This window comes from Sphingomonas arabinosi, assembly GCF_036663715.1.
Classification (GTDB): Bacteria; Pseudomonadota; Alphaproteobacteria; order Sphingomonadales; family Sphingomonadaceae; genus Sphingomonas.
In genome coordinates, this window is sequence record NZ_JAXOJN010000007.1 from 48,218 (window position 1) to 67,107 (window position 18,890).

Genomic DNA, 18,890 nt, shown 5'->3' on the forward strand with positions numbered 1-18,890 from the left:
GCGGGGAGAGGGAGTCGACGTCACCTGTAGGCGGTGACCTTGCCCTTCTGGTCGAGCGTGTAGAGCGTCGAGTTCGCGACGATCGGGGGCAGCGAGAACGGCGTCTTCGTCTCGATCGTCGAACTCACCGTGCCATCGGTCGGCGAGACGAAATTGATCTCGCCGCGCGAATTGGTGAGGACCAGACGGTTGCCTGCCAGGATCGGACCGAACCAGGTGATCGCATTGCTGCGCTTCTTCTCATTCTGGAAGCGCTTCAGCTGCGCGATCCAGCGCGCTTTGCCGTTCGAACGGGACAGGCAGACGAGGCGTGCGTCGTCGGTGACCACGAACAACCATTCGCCCGCGATCCACGGCGTCGAGATGCCGGCGAAGTTCTGCTCCCACAGGCGCTGACCGGTCGACAGCTCAAGCGCGACCATGCGGCCGCCCTGCCCGACCGCGTAGACGCGGCCGCCGTCGATCACAGGTGCCGCGTCGATGTCCGACAGGCTCGATACCGACGTGGTGACCGACGTCCGCGACAGTGCATCCTGCCAGAGGATGCGGCCGTTCTCGTAGCGATAGGCGCTGAGTTCGCCGCTAGAGAAGCCCGCAACGACGGTGCCCTGGCTTACCGCTGGCGCCGCGACGCCGAACACGCCCTGTGTCTCCAGCGTCCCCGACTGGACCCACTGGACCTTGCCGTCGGCCTGGTTGAGCGAGAAGACCTGGTTGTCCTGCGTCAGGACGTATACCGTGCCGTTAGCGACGGTCGGCGAACCACGCAGCGGCGCACCGGGCTTGGCACGCCACAGGATCGCGCCGTCGGCGGCGTTCATAGCAACGACATCACCCACGCCGTCGGTGGCGTAGAGCTTGCCGTCGTCATAGCTCACGCCGCCGCCGAAGCGTGCGGCCCTGTTGAGCTTGCCCTCGGTGATGCCCGCGCTCCACAGTACCGCGCCGGTATCGGCCATGAATGCGTGAACGGTTGCAGTGACATCGGTGACGAACAGCTTGCCGTCAGCCACGACCGGAGCTGCGCCCAGCCGCTCACGGTTCGAGCCACCATCGATCCCGGCCTGCCAAAGCCGCTTCGGCTGGTCGCCGAGCGCGAGCTGGCCCATCGACTTGGCGGGGTTGCCGCCGGGCTGAGCCCAGGCGTCATTGACCGCGGGAGCCGGCAACAGGACCTGAACGTCGGCAATCGTCTTGTCGGTCTCGACCTCGTTTTCGGAAACCAAGATCGAAACGCGGTCGCCGACGGTCGGCGTCTTCTTGTTGCCGCCGCCCTTGAAGATCCCACAACCGCTAAGCGCCATCAGCGCGGCGACGGCGACCGTCACCCGATATGTCTTCATCATTGCGCCTTGGTATCCTCGTTTGATGCAGCCGGAGTGATCACCCTGGCAGTAGCTCCAGTGCTGGCAACAGCGTCCACACCCAGTACACCGGCCATCTGAACCGCGCGTTGACGGATCGTCTCCGGCACGCCGGTATCGCGCGCGATCTGGCCGAACAAAGTCCCCGCCTGCTGACGCTGGTTCATGCGGAGATAGGAGATTGCGACCATTTCGCCCGCGCTGCCGAGCCACGGACCGCCGGGAACAGCGAGCGGACGAAGCCGCTCGACGATGACCTGTGGCTTCAGCGTGTCGAACTCGGCCGAGGTCTGGCGAACGAGTGCGAGATCGCGGAACGGCTTGGCCAGCGACGTGTCCGCGGCGATCGCACCGAGCTTGGCGGCCGCGCCCTTCAGGTCGTCCTTCTGAAGCAGGACGTCGGCCTGCGTGAACAGCGCGAGCGCCCGGTAGCCGTCGCGGTTCGACTTGGCCAGTTCGGCAAGCGGCTTGGCCGCAGCCGCAGCGTTGTTGGCGCCGAGCGAGTCGTAGGCGGCCTGAAGCTGCTCACCCTCGACGCCGGCAGCCTCGCCATTGTGATGCTGCCAGTAGAGGAAGCCAGCGAGTGCGGCGAGCGCCGCAACGACGGCGACCCCGACCCAGATGCCCCAGTTCGTCCAGAACCCGGCGAGCTTGTCACGTCGCAGTTCTTCGTCGACCTCACGCAGGAATGCTTGATCGGTTTTCGGCGGGAGGGCCAAGGAATGCTCCGGAAATAGTGAGGGGGTGGCGGCGCGGACCTTAGCCGCGCCGGAACCGAAACGGAAGCGGATCAATCCTTGGAGGCGTAGACCTGCTCCGCGCCCGGAAACGCGCGCGATCGGACGTCCTCTGCATAGGTGTGCGTCGCGGACGAGATTGTATCGGCTATGTCGGCGAACCGCTTCACGAACTTCGCGGTGCGGTCGAACATGCCGAGCATGTCTTCGGTCACCAGCACCTGGCCGTCGCATTGGGCCGACGCGCCGATGCCGATCGTCGGGCAGGCGATCGTGTTGGTGATGTCGATCGCGATCGGCTCGACCACGCCTTCGATCACGAGTGAAAAAGCGCCGGCCTCGGCGATGCTCTGCGCGTCGGCGACGATCTTGGCAGCCTCCTCCGGCGTGCGGCCGCGGGCGCCGTAGCCGCCGAGGACATTCACCGCTTGCGGGGTAAGACCAACATGGCCCATCACTGGGATACCGCGCTCGGTGAGGAACTTGACGGTCGGCGCCATCGCGGTGCCGCCCTCGAGCTTCACCGCAGCAGCGCCGGTCTGCTTGAGCAAGAACGCCGCGCTCTCGAACGCCTTTTCGGGCGATGCCTCGTAGCTGCCGAACGGCATGTCGATGACGACGACCGCGTGATAGCTGCCCCGCACCACCGCCGCGCCGTGGGCGGCCATCATATCCAGCGTAACGGGGACGGTCGACGGCAGGCCGTAGATCACCTGGCCAAGGCTGTCGCCGACCAGCAGCATGTCGCAGTGCGGATCGAGAAGCTGCGCTGTGCGGACCGTGTAGGCGGTGAGCATGACGAGCGGCGTCTTGCCCTTCTGGCGACGGATCGCGGGGATCGTCAGGCGTTTGAGCGGTGCCGGCGTCGGCGTGGCGCGACTCGTCGCCGTATCGAGGGTATAGGTCGTGGACATGGAAGCGTCAGTAGCGCCTGGCTTGGCACTCGCCCAGTGCCACGCGGGTCAAACCGCCCAGCCCTTCGACCGGGCATGGCCGACGAGCCAGAGCGTGAACGCCGCGACCATAACGACGAGTAAGGGTAGTCCAAGCGTTTCGCCGGCACCTTTGTGCCCGACGATGTCCGTCGAGGCGAACAGCCAACCGAACTGCGCGACCGTCGCGACTAGCGACGCGATCAGGAACGGTCGGGCATTCGCACGGCGCATGAACAGAAGGACCGCGCCGGCGAGGCCGGTCAGTACCGCGACGGCAAACAGCGGATCATACCAGCCCGGCAACGTGGCATGGAGCGCCCGGTCATAAGCGCTCGCCTGCCCCATCGCATCGGCACCAAGCCGAATCTGTTGCAGGCACATGAAACATCCGATCACCCCCCAGAGAACGAGGACGCCCGTCGTCATGCGAAACCACAAGGGTCCCTGTCGTACGAAGAACATGTCGCCGCCCCTGCCTGTTTTCTGGCAATAGACTGCGCTCAGCAGAGCGTGGAGGCAAGAGGCGCCGATCGCGGCGATATGTCGTGGATCCGGAACCGGAGGGACATCGGAAGCTTCCAACTGCGACGTCCCTCCGGGCCGTATCCAACGTCTATCGCACCCAACCTGAATGCGTCGTGACGATAAAGCCTGACGATCAGAACGACCGCGAGACGGTCAGGCCATAGGTGCGCGGATCACCGGGCTGGCCGACGATCAGGCCGGTGCTGCCCGACTGGAGCGCGAGCACTTCGTAATAGTTCTCGTCGAACGCGTTGCGGAGCCAGCCGAAGACGTTCCAGCTGTCCTTCGCCTTGAACCCGAGGCGGAAGTTGCTGAGCGCATAGCCGTTGATGTCGGTATAGGCCGAGCGTGAGGGGTTGGACGAGAAGGTCGACCGGTAGCTGCCGTCATAACCAAGATAGACTTGGCCATCGAGACCGGCGAGCGTTGCCGGCAGGTCGTATTCCGCCCCGTAGGAAAACGCCCATTTCGACACGCCGGGCAGGCGCTGACCGGAGATGTCGCAGTTCTGCGGGCTGATCCCGCCGGCGGTGCCGGGTCCGCTCGGCGTCTGGCCGGCGGTCGCGGTGGTGCCGCCGGACAGTTCGGGCGGGCATGGCGCATCGACGAACTTCACGTATTTCGCGTCGGTATAGGCGCCGTTCGCGTAGAAACTGAACCGGTCGGTGGGGCGGAACGCCGAGTCGAATTCGAGACCGCGGGTGCGGACCTTGCCGGCATTGGCGAGATAGCCGCGCAGCACGCCGAGCTGGCCGTTGGTAACGGTCGCCTGGTAATCGCTGATCTCGGTCCAGAAGCCGGCGAGGTTCAGCGTCAGCCGGCGGTCCAGGAACTGGGTTTTCAGGCCAAGCTCGAAATGGTTCACTTTTTCGGGCTTTACCGTCGCGGCCGAGAGGATCGGGTTGTTGCTGGCGTCGAGCGGCAGGCCGGACAGGTTGATCCCGCCGGACTTATAGCTGCGTGCGTAGGTCGCATAGGCGTGGATGTCTGACGTCACGGTGTAGGCAGCGGTGATATCCCCCGACAGGTTCCAGTTGTCGAAATCGGGCTGATAGCTCTGCGGCGCGAGCACGCCGCGCTGGTCCGCGGTCAGCGCCGTGCCGGTGCCGTTGGTTACGACCGAGACATAATCACCCTTCTTCTTGTCGTAGTTCAAACGCAGGCCCGGCGCGATCTGGAACCGATCGTTGACGTTCCAGGTCAGCTTGCCGAACAGCGCCGCGCTGGTGTTCTTGAAGCCGATCGTGTTGCGTGCGGTCAGGCCGTTCAACGTCGCCGGATTGCGCCCGCCCGCGCTGGTAGGGTTGAGCAGGAACGCACTGGCCGCCGGACCCTGCACCTGAAGCCCTTGGGTATCGATCGTCTGGTAGAAGTAGAACGCGCCGAACACGTAATCGAGCGTGTGCTTGCCGTTCGAGGCGATCCGGAGCTCCTGGCTATACTGGGTCTGCTGCGACGGGTTGGCCGACACGGTCGTGATCGGCAGGCCGATGAAATCGCGATCGTTCGACGGATCCCATTTCCAGAACCGCCATGCGCTGACCGAGGTGATCGTCGATGCGCCAAGATCGAGATTGCCGAGCAGCGACACGCCGCCCAGCTCCTGTTTCGCGCGCAATGGCGTATCGACGTCGGTCACACGGTCGAACGCGTTGGTGGACGGCACGACATAGCCCTGCGCAGCGGCGAGGGCTGCGTATTGCCGGTTGAGCGGCCGCTGGGTCGCGCCGGTGCGCGCGTAATATTGCACGCAGCAATTCGGGTTCTGCTGGCCATAATCGCCCGACAGAGCGAGATCGAGATTGTCGGTCGGCTTCCAGTAGAGCTGCCCGCGGACGCTCTTATTGTCCTGCGCATTCAGATCCTTGCCGGTCACGACGTTGTGGATCGTGCCGTTGCGCTCGGTCACCGACGCAGACAGCCGGATCGCAAGCTTGTCGGGGATCAGGGGGCCGGACACCGACGCCTTGGCCTGGACGAACTGGTAGTTGCCGGTGGTGAGTTCGATCCTTGCCTCGGGCGTGAAGCTGGGCTTGCGCGTCGTGATGTTGATCGCGCCGGCGGTGGTATTCTTGCCGTAGAGCGTGCCCTGGGGCCCGCGGAGAACTTCGATCCGCTCGGTATCGGTGAAGTCGAACGTCGCCGAGGCGATCCGGCTGTAATAGACTTGGTCGACATAGATGCCGACGCCCTGCTCGATCCCGTCGTTGGTCAGCCCGAACGGTGCGCCGAGGCCGCGGATATTGGCGGCGGAATTGCGTGGGTTGGTGGAGTAGAATTGCAGCGTCGGCTGGAGTTGCGTGAGGCGGCTGACATTGTACGCGCCGGTCTCCGCCAGCGCGGTGCCGCCGATGACGGACATCGCGATCGGGACGGTCTGGATGGTCTCGGCACGGCGGCGTGCGGTGACGACGATGTCGCCGCCGCCCTGTTGCTGGTTGCCGAGACGACCATTGGCCGGCTCGTTCGTCTGATCCGCGGCGGGCGCCTGGGGGGTGACCGGTGGCGGCGTGGCGGTAGCGGCCTGACCGGCGAACAACAGCGCGAGCGTAAGCGACATGAATTTTTCCCCTGAACCTCGGCGCGCAAAGTCTACCGATTTGGGGGATATTCAATGCAAACTTGTCTTTGGGGGTGGAAAGCGCGGCTTGTTACTCGCCCGCACCGCCATTTTGCATGAGACGAAGCTGGGCGATCCTCCCCGGACTTTTTCCGGGTTCCACCGGGGATTGCTACAAACGCCGGCCACGGTCCTCCCCCGCCAGGGGTAGGTGGCACCGAAGGTGCCGGAGGGGGGGACACGGAACGAAGGTGGCGCTTACCTCCCCCTCCGTCTGGCAAAGGCCAGACACCTCCCCCTGGCGGGGGAGGATCGAAGGTTAGACCAGGCGGCTCTGCTTGACCGCGGCTTCGATGAAGCTCGCGAACAGCGGGTGCGGGTCGAAGGGCTTGGACTTCAGTTCGGGGTGGAACTGTACGCCGACGAACCAGGGGTGGTCGGGGCGTTCGACGATCTCGGGGAGCGTGCCGTCGGGGGACATGCCGGAGAAGACCAGGCCGCCCTGCTCGAGCGCTTCCTTATACCCGGTGTTGACCTCGTAGCGGTGACGATGGCGCTCCGAAATGTCGGTGCCGCCGTAGATCGAGGCCACCACGCTGTTGCCGGTGAGCTTCGCGTCATACGCTCCGAGCCGCATCGTGCCGCCCATGTCGCCCTCGGCCGCGCGCGTTTCGAGGCCCTCGCGGCCCATCCACTCGGTGATCATGCCTACCACCGGCTCGTCGGTCGGGCCGAACTCGGTCGACGACGCATTGGGGATGCCGCCGAGATCGCGCGCACCCTCGACGCAGGCCATCTGCATGCCGAAGCAGATCCCAAAATACGGAATCTTCCGCTCGCGCGCGAACTTCACGGACGCGATCTTGCCCTCTGCGCCACGCTCGCCGAACGCGCCGGGAACCAGGATCGCGTCGCACGGCTCGAGCTGCCCGGCGATGTCGCTTTCGGCGTTCTCGAACAGCTCGGCGTCGATCCAGCGGACGTTGACCTTCACGCGATTCGCGATGCCGCCGTGGACCAGCGCCTCGTTGAGCGACTTGTACGCGTCCTGGAGGCCGACATATTTGCCAACCACGCCGATCGTGACTTCGCCCTGCGGGTTGGTCAGTCGGTCCATGATCTCGGTCCAGCGCGACAGGTCGGGCGCTTCGGCGGGTTCAATTCCGAACGCGCGGAGCACTTCGATGTCGAGGCCTTCGCCGTGATACTGGAGCGGCACCGCGTAGATGCTCTTCGCGTCGAGCGCGGGAATGACCGCACTGGCGGGGACGTTGCAGAACAGCGCGATCTTGGCGCGCTCCGACGGCGGGAGCGGGTGTTCGCAACGGCAGACCAGAACGTCCGGCTGGACGCCGAGCGCGGCGAGTTCGCGGACCGAATGCTGGGTCGGCTTGGTCTTCAGCTCGCCGGCGGCGGCGATGTAAGGGACCAGCGTGACGTGGATGCTGATCGCGTTGCCGCGACCTTCCTCGTTCTTGAGCTGGCGAATCGCCTCGATGAACGGCAGCGATTCGATATCGCCGACGGTCCCGCCGATCTCGCAGAGGATGAAATCGATGCCGTCGGTCTCGGCGCGGGCGAACGCCTTGATCGCGTCGGTGACGTGCGGGATGACCTGCACGGTGGCGCCGAGATAATCGCCGCGACGCTCGCGGGTGATGATCTGCTGGTAGATGCGCCCCGAGGTGACGTTGTCCGACTGGCGCGAGGGAACGCCGGTGAAGCGCTCGTAATGGCCGAGGTCGAGATCGGTCTCGGCACCGTCGTCGGTGACGTAGACCTCGCCGTGCTGATACGGCGACATCGTGCCCGGATCGACGTTCAGATACGGATCGAACTTCCGAATCCTGACGGTATATCCGCGTGCCTGGAGGAGAGCGGCAAGCGATGCCGCCATGAGACCTTTACCGAGCGACGAAACCACGCCCCCGGTGATGAAAATGTACCGAGCCATGGGAAGAGTCTCGTAGCGTGTGTTGGGGACGAACGACAAGCGCCCGCGGATCACGCGGGGCGCATTTATCGGCGAATGGAGTGTTTAGTTGGCTAGCGGGACCGCGCCGTTATCGGCCGGCGTGGTCGTGCCGGCGGGGACCCCGGCATTCTCGGCGCCACCGGCGAACGGTGCAGCGTCACCCTTGGGCTGGGCGGTCGGGACGGCCGTTGCCGCCGCCGGGGTGCGGGCGAGCGACGTGTCGATCGTGGTGGTGCGGTGATTCGCCGCGAGGACCGCGAGCAGGATCGAGAACAGCACGAACATCGTCGCCAGGACGCCGGTCGCGCGGGTCAGGAAATCGGCCGCGCCGCGTGCCGACATGAGACCCGACGGGCTACCACCCATGCCCAGACCGCCGCCTTCCGACCGCTGCATGAGGATCACCGTGACGAGGGCGGCCGCGATGATCGCGTGGATGACGAGCAGGAAGGCGAACATTGCGCGGAAAACCCCGGAACTTTTGCGAAGGCGCGCACATAGGCGACACCGCGGCTTCGATCAACCGGGCGATCAACCGGATCGGGGGCACGGCATATCGCATGCCGCGTGCGAAACTACGGAAACAAGCCGTGCGGGCGGGCGTTGTGAACCCGTAATGACGCTCATGACTGGGTATCGTGCATATAAATTCAGATGGCGGATCAACGCTGTGGCATCAATGGCAGCCAATACCTTATCGACCTGGATGACCGCTCTGGTGGATTATGTCCGCTCGGGCGAACCCGATCTGACCAATCGTCAGATGGCATTGCTCCTGCTCGTTTACCTTAAACCCGGGCCGCATACGGTGCGCGGCCTCGCCCGTGCGCTGAACGTATCGAAGCCGGTCGTAACGCGCGCCTTGAACAGATTGGGTGCCCTCGGCTATCTGCGCCGGCAACGCGACGACAGCGACAAGCGCAACATCTTCGTCGCGCGCACGACCGAAGGGGCAGATTTTCTTGAAGAGTTCGGGCAATTCATCGGCGACGGCCCCGCCCCCAACGATGCTGGCGCCGGCTCAAACGGCCGTACCCCCGCTCACGCTTGAGCCATTCGACGACAAGGCCCGTACGAGTTTCTCGCTGACGGGCCGTTCGGTGGATCTGGACCCGCGCACGCATGCGGTTCGGCGCGATATCGCCGACATTCGGTTGGCCGAATACGTATTCGCTCCACACTATGCCGTGCCGATGATACGGGCCGTCGCGCGCACAGCTTTGTTGCGCAGTGGACGAGACGAAGCGAGCGATACGATGGTCGACCTCAAGCCTGGCGACAGTTTCGAAGTGTTGGAGATTGCTGGCGTTTCCGCATGGGGCGTCGCGCGGCCAAGCGGTCTGGTCGGCTATGTCGAGGCGGCGGCACTCGATCTTTCGACGACGGACGCAGCATGACCACGGTCTTCATCGATGGTGCGGTCGGCACCACCGGCCTCGAGATCCGGGACCGGCTTGCCGGTCGGACCGACATCACGCTGGCGTTGCTGCCGGAGGATCGGCGCAAGGATCCGGCAGCGCGGCGCGAGGCGCTGAACGACGCCGATTTCGTGATCCTATGCCTGCCCGACGACGCGTCGCGCGAGGCGGTGACCCTGATCGACAATGTCCGCACGCGAGTCATCGATGCCTCGAGCGCGCACCGCGTCGCCGCTGGCTGGACCTACGGCTTCCCCGAATTGCCAGGTCAGGCGGAGAAGGTGGCGACCGCGATGCGCGTTTCGAACCCAGGCTGCTACCCGACCGGCTTCCTCGCGCTCGTCGCGCCCTTGGTCAGCGCCGGGCTCATCCCCGCCGACCTCCCGCTCAGCGTCAACGCGACCTCGGGCTACTCAGGTGGCGGCAAGGCGATGATCGCCGCGTTCGAGAATGGCGAGCCCGCGACGGCCTTCCGCGCCTACGCGCTCGGCCTCGCGCACAAGCATATCGCCGAGATGACGCAGCATGCGGGCCTCGCCCACGCACCGATCTTCGCGCCCGCGGTGGCCAACGCCTATCGCGGCATGGTCGTCGAGGTGCCTCTGCATCTCCACGCCCTGCCCGGCCGCCCGACCCTCGCGGCGATCGAGGACGTCTTGCGCGCGGCGTTCGATGGCTCGACGCTCGTGACGGTGGCACCGGGCGACATTGGCGCGGTCGATATCGAGGAGAATGCGGGGACCGACCGGCTGACGCTGCGAGTCTGCGGCAACGATGCGGTCGGCCATGCACGGCTGGTCGCGACGCTCGACAATCTGGGCAAGGGTGCCGGCGGCGCCGCGGTCCAGAACCTCAACATCATGGCCGGGGTCGACCCGGTCGCCGGCCTGGTTTTCTGAACCGGCCAGTTCCAGGAGCTTTCATGCACCGTAATCCCGTAGCCAAGCTGCTCCTGTTCGGCGCGACCGGCGATCTCGCACAGCGCATGCTGCTGCCGTCGCTCTATGGCCTGCACGCCGATGGGTTGCTGCCCGAGGACCTGACGATCACCGGTGCTGCGCGTCACGAGCACGACGACAAGGATTACCGCAAGTTCGCAAAGAAGGCGCTCGACGAGTTCCTCCCTGAGGATCGCAAGGACGAGAGCGCGATCGGATCGTTCCTCGACCGGCTGTTCTATCAGGCGACCGACCTGTCGGACCCGGCCGCGTTCCAGCCGCTGGCGGACAAGATCGGCGATATCTCCGGCGGGCTGGCGATCTACCTCTCGACCGCACCGTCGCTGTTCGAATCGGCGATCGAGGGGCTGCACAAGGTTGGCCTCGCCGGCGAGACGGTCCGCGTAGGGCTGGAAAAGCCGCTCGGCTACGACCTGGACACCAGCCGCGAGATCAACGACGCGGTGGCGAAGGCCTTCCCCGAGGACCGGACCTATCGGATCGATCATTATCTCGGCAAGGAAACCGTCCAGAACATCCTCGCGCTGCGCTTCGGCAACTCGTTCTTCGAGCCGGTCTGGAATGCGCAGGGGATCGACAACGTCCAGATCACGATTTCGGAGACCGTCGGCCTGGAGGAGCGCGCAGGCTATTACGAGAGCGCCGGCGCGCTGCGCGACATGGTCCAGAACCATATGCTGCAACTGCTCGCGCTGATCGCGATGGAGCCGCCCGCGCGCTTCGAGGGCACCGACGTCCGCGACGAAAAGTCGAAGGTGTTCCGCTCGCTGCGCCTGATCAAGCCCGAGGAAGTGCCCAACGTCACGGTCACCGGCCAGTACGGCGAAGGCGCGGTGAAGGGGAAGTTCGTCAAGAGCTACTCCGCCGAACTCGGCGAGGCCTCGAACACCGAAACGTTCGTCGCGATCAAGGCGCATGTCGACAATTGGCGCTGGCGCGGCGTGCCGTTCTATCTGCGCACCGGCAAGCGCATGGCCGCGCGCCGCAGCGAGATCGCGATCCAGTTCAAGTCGGTGCCGCATTCGATGTTCGCCGGGCGCGGCGGGTTGTTGCAGCCCAACATGCTGATCATCCGCCTCCAGCCGGAGGAATATGTCCAGCTGCTGGTGATGGCGAAGGAGCCGGGTCTCGACCGCGACGGCGTCCGCCTGCGCGAAGTGCCGTTGAACCTCAGCATGGACGCCGAGTTCGCCGGCACGCGTCGCCGGATCGCGTATGAACGCCTGCTGCTTGACCTGATCGAGGGCGACCAGACCTTGTTCGTGCGCCGCGACGAGGTCGAGGCGCAATGGACCTGGATCGACGCGATCCGCGAGGGCTGGAAGGCCAATGCGATGAAGCCCAAGAGTTATGCCTCGGGTAGCTGGGGTCCGTCCGCGGCGATCGCGTTGACCGAGCGCGACGGCGTGACCTGGCAGGACGACTGAGTTTGTTTTCGTCCGTTCGTCCCGAGTAGCCTTCGAGCGAAGTCGAGAAGGCGTATCGAGGGATCGGCCCGATTGTGGCATTGTACCTCGATACGGGATCTCGACTTCGCTCGATCCCTACTCGGCACGAACGGCATTTTTTGACAGCAATTTTCTGAGTGAGTTCAAGTTTATGACCGAAATCGAATGGTGGGATTACGAGGATTCCGACGAGCTCGCCAACGCAGTCGCGGGTGATATCCAGTTCGTCATCGAGAGTGCGCTCGACGCGCGCGGCTCGGCGGTGATCGCGCTCGCGGGCGGCAAGACGCCGTTCGCCGCGTATGAAAAGCTCGCGCAGGCCAAGCTCGACTGGAAGAAGGTCACGATCATTCCCGGCGACGAGCGGATCGTGAAGCTCGGCGATCCGCTGTCCAACGTGACCGCGCTGGCGAAGATCTTCCTCCCCAAGGGCGCGCGCGTTAAGCCGATCGTTCCCGAGGCGATGTCGGACTACAAGGCGGCGGGTCGCTCGGCGGATGCGCTGATGCAGGACCTGCACTGGCCGCTCGACTTCTGCCTGCTCGGCATGGGCGGCGACGGGCATACCGCGTCGATCTTCCCAGGCCCCGATTACGACGAGGCGCTGAGCGGTCCCAAGGAGCGCCGTGCGCTTGGCGTGATGCCCGATCCGCTGCCGCCCGAAGCGCCGCTGGCGCGCGTGACGCTGTCGGCTGCCGCCATCGCTTCGTCGAAGGCGCTGATGATCATGATTACCGGCGACGCTAAGAAGAAGGTGCTCGAACAGGCGATCGAACAGGGGCCGTCCTCGTCCTACCCGATCGGCCGTGTGCTCGCCGAAGTCGAGCTGCCGGTCGACGTGCACTGGGCGCCGTGACGATGCTCAACGCCGTCGTCTCCGCGGTCACCGACCGGATCATCGAGCGGTCTCGCGACAGCCGCGCCGCCTACCTCGCGCTGATCGAGCGCGAGGCGGCGGCGCAGGTCCGACGTCCGGGTCTGGGCTGTGCGAACCTCGCGCATGCCTATGCCGGGACCGAGGAAGATCGCGACGCGATGAAGGCCGATGCCGGCATGAACATCGGCATCGTCACCGCGTATAACGACATGCTGTCGGCACACGCGGTCTATTATCGCTACCCGGAACTGATGAAGGTCTGGGCGCGCGAAGCGGGGGCAACCGCGCAGGTCGCGGGCGGCGTGCCGGCGATGTGCGACGGCGTGACGCAGGGCTATCCGGGGATGGAGTTGTCGCTGTTCAGCCGCGACACGATCGCGTTGAGCACGGCGATTGCGCTGAGCCACGGCACGTTCGAGGGCGCGGCGCTGCTCGGCATCTGTGACAAGATCGTCCCCGGCCTGCTGATGGGCGCGTTGCGCTTCGGCCATTTGCCGATGGTGCTGATCCCCGGCGGCCCGATGCCGACCGGCTTGCCCAACAAGGCCAAGGCCGCCGTCCGCGAGAAATTCGCGGAAGGGCTGGTCGGACGCGAGGAACTGCTCGAGGCCGAGATCGGCGCGTATCATTCGAAGGGCACGTGCACCTTTTACGGCACTGCCAACACCAACCAGATGATGATGGAGGTGATGGGCCTCCACATGCCGGGCGCGGCGTTCGTCAATCCGGGCACGAAGCTGCGCCAGGAATTGACGCGGGCAGCGGTGCACCGGCTGGCGAAGATCGGCGCGCGCGGCGATTCGTACCGGCCGCTCGGGCATTGCGTCGACGAGAAGGCGATCGTGAACGCCGCGGTCGGCCTGCTCGCGACGGGCGGCTCGACCAACCATCTGCTCCACGTTCCGGCGATCGCTCGCGCGGCAGGGATCATCATCGACTGGGAGGATTTCGACCGCCTCTCCTGCGCGGTCCCGCTGATCGCACGCGTGTATCCCAACGGCTCGGCCGACGTGAACGCGTTCGAAGCTGCCGGCGGCATGCCCTATGTGATCCGCGAACTGCTCGGCGAAGGCCTGTTGCACGGCGATATCATGACGATCGGCGGCGAGGACCTGTCGGCCTATGCGAAGACCGCGGTCGTCGAAGGCGACACGCTCGCCTGGCGCGATACGCCGGATAGCGGCGACGAGACGATCCTGCGCCCGGCCACCGCGCCGTTCTCGCCGGATGGGGGGATGCGGATTCTCGCCGGGAATATCGGTCGCGCCTGCATCAAGGTATCGGCGGTCGAGCGCGAGCGGTGGATCGTTGAGGCGCCTGCAGTGGTGTTCAATGACCAGTTGGACGTGATCGAGGCGTTCAAGCGGGGCGAGCTGGAGAAGGACGTCGTCGTCGTCGTCCGGTTCCAGGGGCCGCGCGCGAACGGGATGCCGGAACTGCACAAGCTCACGCCGCCTCTGGGGGTGTTGCAGAACCGCGGGTTCAAGGTGGCGCTGGTCACCGACGGGCGCATGTCGGGCGCGAGCGGGAAAGTGCCGTGCGCGATCCATTGCTCGCCAGAAGCGCTGCTCGATGGCGCAATCGGGTTGATCCGCGATGGCGACATGATCCGGGTGGATGCGGTCAACGGAACGCTGGAGGCGCTGGTCGATGCGGATGTATGGGCCACGCGCCAGATGGAGGCGACGCCGCCACCGGTGAGCGGCATGGGCCGTGAGCTGTTCGGGATGTTCCGCGGGCTTGCCGACGAGGCCGAGAAGGGTGCGTCGGCGATGCTGGCGGGCGCTGGGCTTTAGAACGTCACACACGCCGCCGTCACTTCGGCCACACCCCCGTCATCCCGGCGAAAGCCGGGACCTCGCGCCACGGGGACGGACTATGCGGCCTGAGATCCCAGCTTTCGCTGGGATGACGGGGGACAATAATAATAGACGGAGGATGACATGGAAATCGTAGCGGCAGATATCGGCGGGACGCACGCGCGCTTCGCGATCGCCGAGGTCGAGAATGGCCGCGTCGTGTCGCTCGGCGAGCCGGCGACGCTGAAGACCGCGGACCACGCGTCGCTCCAGACCGCGTATCAGGCGTTCGAGGCGGGGCTCGGTCGCCCCCTCCCCCGCGCGCTGGCGATCGCGGTGGCGTCGCCGGTCGCGAACGACGTCATCCGGCTCACCAACAACCCGTGGATCATCCGCAAGTCGTTGATCACCGAACGGTTGAAGGCGGACCAGTGGGTGGTCGTCAACGATTTCGGTGCGGTCGGCCATGCCGTCGCGCAGGTGCCGAGCAGCGACTTTATCCACCTCTGCGGCCCCGATACGCCGCTGCCCTCAGAGGGCATCACGACGATCTGCGGCCCTGGTACGGGGCTTGGCGTCGCGCAGTTGCTGCGGCGCAAGGACGGCTATCAGGTCCTCGAAACCGAGGGCGGGCATATGGACTTCGCCCCACTCGACGGGATCGAGGACGCGTTGCTCAAGCGTCTGCGCAAGACGTTCACGCGCGTCTCGGCGGAGCGAGTCGTCGCCGGGCCCGGCATCGTCGCGATCTACGAGACGCTTGCCGCGCTGGAGGGCCGCGCGGTTCCCAGCCATGACGACAAGACGATCTGGACCGAGGCGATCGACGGCACCGATTCGATCGCGCTCGCCGCGCTCGACCGGTTCTGCCTCGCGCTCGGCGCGGTCGCGGGCGATCTTGCGCTGGCGCAGGGCGCGAAGGCGGTCGTGATCGCCGGTGGCCTGGGCTTCCGGATCAAGGATCGGCTCATCCGCTCGGGCTTCGACCAACGGTTCGTCGCCAAGGGTCGCTTCCAGACGATGATGGCAGCGATGCCCGTCAAGCTCATCACCCATCCCCAGCCCGGCCTGTTCGGCGCCGCGGCCGCCTTCGCACAGGAACACACCCAATGACCGCAACCATCACAGACATCATGCAGACCAGCGCCGTCATCCCGGTGCTGGTGATCGAGGACGCGGCGCTCGCCCGCCCGCTTGCCGAGGCGCTCGTCGCCGGTGGCCTGCGCGTGCTCGAGGTGACGTTGCGCACCGGTGCCGCGCTCGAAGCCATCGCCGAGATGAAGAAGGTGCCGGGCGCGATCGTCGGCGCGGGTACCGTCGTCAACACGCAGCAGTTCGCACAGGTTCGCGACGCGGGGGCGGAATTCATCGTTTCGCCGGGGCTGACCGAACGCCTCGCCATGCCGATCATCGAGAGCGGCATTCCGTTCCTGCCGGGGATCGCGAATGCGGCGGATATCATGACCGGGCTCGACCTGGGGCTGACGCACTTCAAGTTCTTCCCGGCCGAGGCAAATGGCGGGTTGAAGGCGCTCAAGGCCCTGGCCGCGCCGTTCTATCAGTGCAGCTTCTGCCCGACCGGCGGGATCACCGAGGCGAGCGCACCCGAGTGGCTGGCGTTCAAGCCGGTGCTCTGTGTTGGCGGGAGCTGGGTAACCGGCGGGACGATGGCCGAGATCGAGATCAAGGCGCGCGCGGCGAACGCTTTGCGGGGGTAATTCCTCCCCGTTCCGGGGAGGGGGACCGCGACGCGTAGCGGCGGGGTGGAGGGGGAGTGCCACGAGCGTCCCGCCTGCGGGATCCCGCCCCACTGACGGTACGCTCGCGGTGAGCCCCCTCCACCATCCTGCGGATGGTCCCCCTTCCCCGTTCCGGGGAGGATTACATCTCGCCGCGGGCTTTGCGGATGGCGTACCATTTCTTCACGTTGGCGTTGTGTTCTTCCAGCGTGTTCGCGAACACGTGGCCGCCGGTGCCGTCCGCTACGAAATAGAGCGCCTGGGTCTGCGCCGGATCGAGCACCGCGTCGATCGAGGCACGGCCGGGATTGGCGATCGGGCCGACCGGCAGGCCCGCCTCGGCATAGGTGTTGTAGCCGTTCTTCGCGTGCAGTTCGGAGCGCAGGATACGGCGGCCTAGCGGGCGGCCCTTGGTGATCGGGTAGATCACGGTCGGGTCCGCCTGGAGCGGCATGCCGTTACGCAGGCGGTTGCCATAGACCGCGGCGACGGTGCGGCGTTCGGAGGGCTTGCCGGTTTCCTTCTCGACGATCGAGGCGAGGATGATCGCCTGTTCTGGCGAGCTCACCGCGATACCGGGTTTGCGCGCCGCCCAGGCCTTGGCGAGGTAAGTCTTCATCGCCGACTGCATCCGCACGACGACCGCCGCGCGCGTGTCGCCGCGCTCGAACGCATAGCTGTCGGGCAAGATCGAACCTTCTGCGGGGATCGGTACGGTGCCGGTGAGGCCTTCCGCCTTCATCAGAGCGTCGTGGACCAAGACAGAGGGATAGCCCTCGGGCACCACTACCAGCCGCTGGACGACCTTGCCGCCCTGCATGAGTTTTAGGATGTCGGACGGGCTGGCGTGTGCGGGGATCTGGTATTCGCCCGCCTTGATCGGGTCGCCCGAGCCGAACACGCGCGCGTAGAGGCGGAACCGGGTGGCGGACCCGATCGCGCCGGCCTTTTGGAGTTCGACCGCTGCGGCTGCCAAACTCGAACCTTGGGGAACCTGGACCGACAATGCGCGCGGCGCTGGCCCCGCGCCGCCCCAGCCTTGGACGATTAGGAACAGGGCAACGACCGCCACCAAGCCTAAGACGAGTCCGAAACAGCCGACCTTGCGCACTATAGTTCCCCGGCGGAGGCCGGGGCCCAGTTGGGCAGGCCCTCCGATAAATCACACCAATCACCCAACTGGACCCCGGCCTTCGCCGGGGAACAGGATTACTGGACCTTCGTCATCACCAGCGACGCATTCGTGCCGCCGAAGCCGAACGAGTTGTTCAGCACCGCGCGGACTTCACGCTTCTTGGCCACGTGCGGAACGAGGTCGACCCCCACGCAGCTGTCACTCGGATTGTCGAGGTTCAGCGTCGGGGGCACGATCTGGTCGCGCAGCGCGAGGATGCAGAAGATGCTCTCGACCGCGCCGGCACCGCCGAGCAAATGGCCGATCGCGGACTTGGTCGACGACATCGACAGCCCCGAGATCGCATCGCCGAACAGGCGGCGGACCGCACCGAGTTCGAGCTCGTCACCCAAAGGCGTCGAGGTGCCGTGCGCGTTGATGTAATCGATGTCCTCGAGCGCGAGGCCTGACTTCTTGATCGCCATCTGCATCGAGCGGAACGCGCCGTCGCCTTCGGGATGCGGCGCGGTCACGTGGTACGCGTCGCCCGAAAGGCCATAGCCGATCACTTCGGCATACATCTTCGCGCCGCGCGCCTTGGCGTGCTCATATTCCTCGAGCACCAGCACACCAGCGCCCTCGCCCATCACGAAGCCGTCGCGGTCCTTGTCGTAAGGGCGCGAGGCCTTCTCGGGCGAATCGTTGAAGTTGGTCGACAGCGCGCGCGCCTGAGCGAACCCGGCGATGCCGAGCGGGCAGACTGTGCCCTCCGCGCCGCCCGCGAGCATCACGTCGGCGTCGTCCATCGCGATCATCCGCGCGGCATCGCCGATCGCGTGCGCGCCGGTCGAGCAGGCGGTTACGACCGCGTGATTCGGACCGCGCAGGCCGTATTTGATCGAGACCTGACCCGAGATCAGGTTGATCAGCCGACCATGGACGAAGTGCGGCGAGACGCGACGCGGGCCCTTGGTATGGAGTACGATCGATTCGCTCTCGATCCCCGGAAGCCCGCCGATGCCCGAGCCGATCGATACGCCGGCACGCCAGCTCTCCTCGAGCGTCATCTCGGTCAGCCCGGCGTCTTCGAGCGCCTGACCGGCCGCGTCGATGCCATAGATGATGAACGGATCGACCTGGCGCTGGACCTTGTGGTCGACGCGCTTGCCGGGATCGAAGCCGTACTCGTGGTCGGCGGGCTTCACCTCGCAGGCGATGCGGCACACCTGATCCGACGCGTCGAAGCGCGTGATCGGGCCCGCGCCCGACTTGCCGGCGAGGATATTCGCCCAGGCCGTTTCAACATCCGCCCCCAGGGGGGTGACCAGGCCTAGCCCGGTTACGACGACACGCCGCATGGCTTCAAACTCCGTCTTCTCTCAAAACGAAACGGCTCCCCGCCCTCTTTGCCCAAGGACGGGGAGCCGCTCAAATCACACC

The 18,890-nt window shown here is 65.8% G+C and carries 17 protein-coding genes; 8 read left to right on the forward strand and 9 right to left on the reverse strand.

What is annotated here, in order from left to right:
* Positions 1-20 precede the first annotated feature (20 nt).
* The 7 genes from U1708_RS12830 to secG form a co-directional block, all read right to left on the reverse strand.
* Positions 21-1,346 (reverse strand): outer membrane protein assembly factor BamB family protein, encoded by a 1,326-nt coding sequence (locus U1708_RS12830; protein WP_332746262.1) that lies wholly within the window; start codon positions 1,344-1,346, stop codon positions 21-23.
* Entirely contained in the window at positions 1,343-2,083 is a 741-nt protein-coding gene (locus U1708_RS12835; protein WP_332746263.1) for a tetratricopeptide repeat protein, read from the reverse strand. The genes U1708_RS12830 and U1708_RS12835 overlap by 4 nt, the downstream gene beginning before the upstream one ends.
* 71 nt (positions 2,084-2,154) lie before the next feature.
* Complete coding sequence (panB, locus tag U1708_RS12840) at positions 2,155-3,015, reverse strand: 3-methyl-2-oxobutanoate hydroxymethyltransferase (RefSeq protein ID WP_332746264.1); 861 nt, start codon at positions 3,013-3,015, stop codon at positions 2,155-2,157.
* Between the two features lie 48 nt (positions 3,016-3,063).
* Positions 3,064-3,462, reverse strand: a complete 399-nt coding sequence (locus tag U1708_RS12845; RefSeq protein WP_332746265.1) for a hypothetical protein — start codon at positions 3,460-3,462, stop codon at positions 3,064-3,066.
* A gap of 232 nt (positions 3,463-3,694) precedes the next feature.
* Positions 3,695-6,121, reverse strand: a complete 2,427-nt coding sequence (locus tag U1708_RS12850) for a TonB-dependent receptor (RefSeq protein ID WP_332746266.1) — start codon at positions 6,119-6,121, stop codon at positions 3,695-3,697.
* A gap of 319 nt (positions 6,122-6,440) precedes the next feature.
* Positions 6,441-8,075 (reverse strand): CTP synthase, encoded by a 1,635-nt coding sequence (gene pyrG / locus U1708_RS12855; protein ID WP_332746267.1) that lies wholly within the window; start codon positions 8,073-8,075, stop codon positions 6,441-6,443.
* Between the two features lie 84 nt (positions 8,076-8,159).
* Entirely contained in the window at positions 8,160-8,555 is a 396-nt protein-coding gene (gene secG, locus U1708_RS12860) for a preprotein translocase subunit SecG (protein ID WP_332746268.1), read from the reverse strand.
* Positions 8,556-8,802: 247 nt separating this feature from the next.
* Between secG and U1708_RS12865 the strand changes: the two genes are divergently transcribed.
* The 8 genes from U1708_RS12865 to eda all read left to right on the forward strand — a co-directional run bounded on the left by U1708_RS12865 (position 8,803) and on the right by eda (position 16,315).
* Positions 8,803-9,147, forward strand: a complete 345-nt coding sequence (locus U1708_RS12865; protein ID WP_254686617.1) for a MarR family transcriptional regulator — start codon at positions 8,803-8,805, stop codon at positions 9,145-9,147.
* A complete protein-coding gene (locus U1708_RS12870; RefSeq protein WP_332746269.1) occupies positions 9,104-9,493 on the forward strand; it encodes an SH3 domain-containing protein in 390 nt (129 codons plus the stop codon). Before U1708_RS12865 ends, U1708_RS12870 begins: the two co-directional genes overlap by 44 nt.
* Entirely contained in the window at positions 9,490-10,413 is a 924-nt protein-coding gene (gene argC, locus U1708_RS12875) for an N-acetyl-gamma-glutamyl-phosphate reductase (RefSeq protein WP_332746270.1), read from the forward strand. The genes U1708_RS12870 and argC overlap by 4 nt, the downstream gene beginning before the upstream one ends.
* A 23-nt stretch (positions 10,414-10,436) precedes the next feature.
* A complete protein-coding gene (zwf, locus tag U1708_RS12880) occupies positions 10,437-11,900 on the forward strand; it encodes a glucose-6-phosphate dehydrogenase (protein WP_332746271.1) in 1,464 nt (487 codons plus the stop codon).
* A gap of 172 nt (positions 11,901-12,072) precedes the next feature.
* Positions 12,073-12,777 (forward strand): 6-phosphogluconolactonase, encoded by a 705-nt coding sequence (gene pgl / locus U1708_RS12885; protein WP_132739130.1) that lies wholly within the window; start codon positions 12,073-12,075, stop codon positions 12,775-12,777.
* Positions 12,778-12,779: 2 nt separating this feature from the next.
* The gene (gene edd / locus U1708_RS12890) at positions 12,780-14,594 is read left to right on the forward strand and encodes a phosphogluconate dehydratase (protein ID WP_332746272.1); all 1,815 of its coding nucleotides are present in this window, start codon (positions 12,780-12,782) and stop codon (positions 14,592-14,594) included.
* 147 nt (positions 14,595-14,741) lie between these two features.
* Positions 14,742-15,710 (forward strand): glucokinase, encoded by a 969-nt coding sequence (glk, locus tag U1708_RS12895; protein WP_093399288.1) that lies wholly within the window; start codon positions 14,742-14,744, stop codon positions 15,708-15,710.
* A complete protein-coding gene (eda, locus tag U1708_RS12900; protein WP_332746273.1) occupies positions 15,707-16,315 on the forward strand; it encodes a bifunctional 4-hydroxy-2-oxoglutarate aldolase/2-dehydro-3-deoxy-phosphogluconate aldolase in 609 nt (202 codons plus the stop codon). The genes glk and eda overlap by 4 nt, the downstream gene beginning before the upstream one ends.
* Positions 16,316-16,478: 163 nt before the next feature.
* Here eda and mltG read toward each other — a convergent pair whose 3' ends face one another.
* Together mltG and fabF are read right to left on the reverse strand one after the other, a co-directional pair.
* Entirely contained in the window at positions 16,479-17,447 is a 969-nt protein-coding gene (gene mltG, locus U1708_RS12905; RefSeq protein WP_332746274.1) for an endolytic transglycosylase MltG, read from the reverse strand.
* 98 nt (positions 17,448-17,545) lie between these two features.
* Positions 17,546-18,808, reverse strand: a complete 1,263-nt coding sequence (gene fabF, locus U1708_RS12910; RefSeq protein ID WP_132739146.1) for a beta-ketoacyl-ACP synthase II — start codon at positions 18,806-18,808, stop codon at positions 17,546-17,548.
* Between the last annotated feature and the right edge of the window lie 82 nt (positions 18,809-18,890).

Excerpts from the sequence above, each read along its gene's own strand:
- pyrG (WP_332746267.1), bottom strand. The coding sequence starts at position 8,075 with ATGGCTCGGTACATTTTCATCACCGGGGGCGTGGTTTCGTCGCTCGGT.
- edd (WP_332746272.1), top strand. The coding sequence starts at position 12,780 with ATGCTCAACGCCGTCGTCTCCGCGGTCACCGACCGGATCATCGAGCGG.
- panB (WP_332746264.1), bottom strand. The coding sequence starts at position 3,015 with ATGTCCACGACCTATACCCTCGATACGGCGACGAGTCGCGCCACGCCG.
- argC (WP_332746270.1), top strand. The coding sequence starts at position 9,490 with ATGACCACGGTCTTCATCGATGGTGCGGTCGGCACCACCGGCCTCGAG.
- eda (WP_332746273.1), top strand. The coding sequence starts at position 15,707 with ATGACCGCAACCATCACAGACATCATGCAGACCAGCGCCGTCATCCCG.
- pgl (WP_132739130.1), top strand. The coding sequence starts at position 12,073 with ATGACCGAAATCGAATGGTGGGATTACGAGGATTCCGACGAGCTCGCC.
- U1708_RS12870 (WP_332746269.1), top strand. The coding sequence starts at position 9,104 with ATGCTGGCGCCGGCTCAAACGGCCGTACCCCCGCTCACGCTTGAGCCA.
- zwf (WP_332746271.1), top strand. The coding sequence starts at position 10,437 with ATGCACCGTAATCCCGTAGCCAAGCTGCTCCTGTTCGGCGCGACCGGC.
- U1708_RS12830 (WP_332746262.1), bottom strand. The coding sequence starts at position 1,346 with ATGATGAAGACATATCGGGTGACGGTCGCCGTCGCCGCGCTGATGGCG.
- fabF (WP_132739146.1), bottom strand. The coding sequence starts at position 18,808 with ATGCGGCGTGTCGTCGTAACCGGGCTAGGCCTGGTCACCCCCCTGGGG.
- glk (WP_093399288.1), top strand. The coding sequence starts at position 14,742 with ATGGAAATCGTAGCGGCAGATATCGGCGGGACGCACGCGCGCTTCGCG.
- U1708_RS12845 (WP_332746265.1), bottom strand. The coding sequence starts at position 3,462 with ATGACGACGGGCGTCCTCGTTCTCTGGGGGGTGATCGGATGTTTCATG.
- U1708_RS12865 (WP_254686617.1), top strand. The coding sequence starts at position 8,803 with ATGACCGCTCTGGTGGATTATGTCCGCTCGGGCGAACCCGATCTGACC.
- U1708_RS12850 (WP_332746266.1), bottom strand. The coding sequence starts at position 6,121 with ATGTCGCTTACGCTCGCGCTGTTGTTCGCCGGTCAGGCCGCTACCGCC.
- secG (WP_332746268.1), bottom strand. The coding sequence starts at position 8,555 with ATGTTCGCCTTCCTGCTCGTCATCCACGCGATCATCGCGGCCGCCCTC.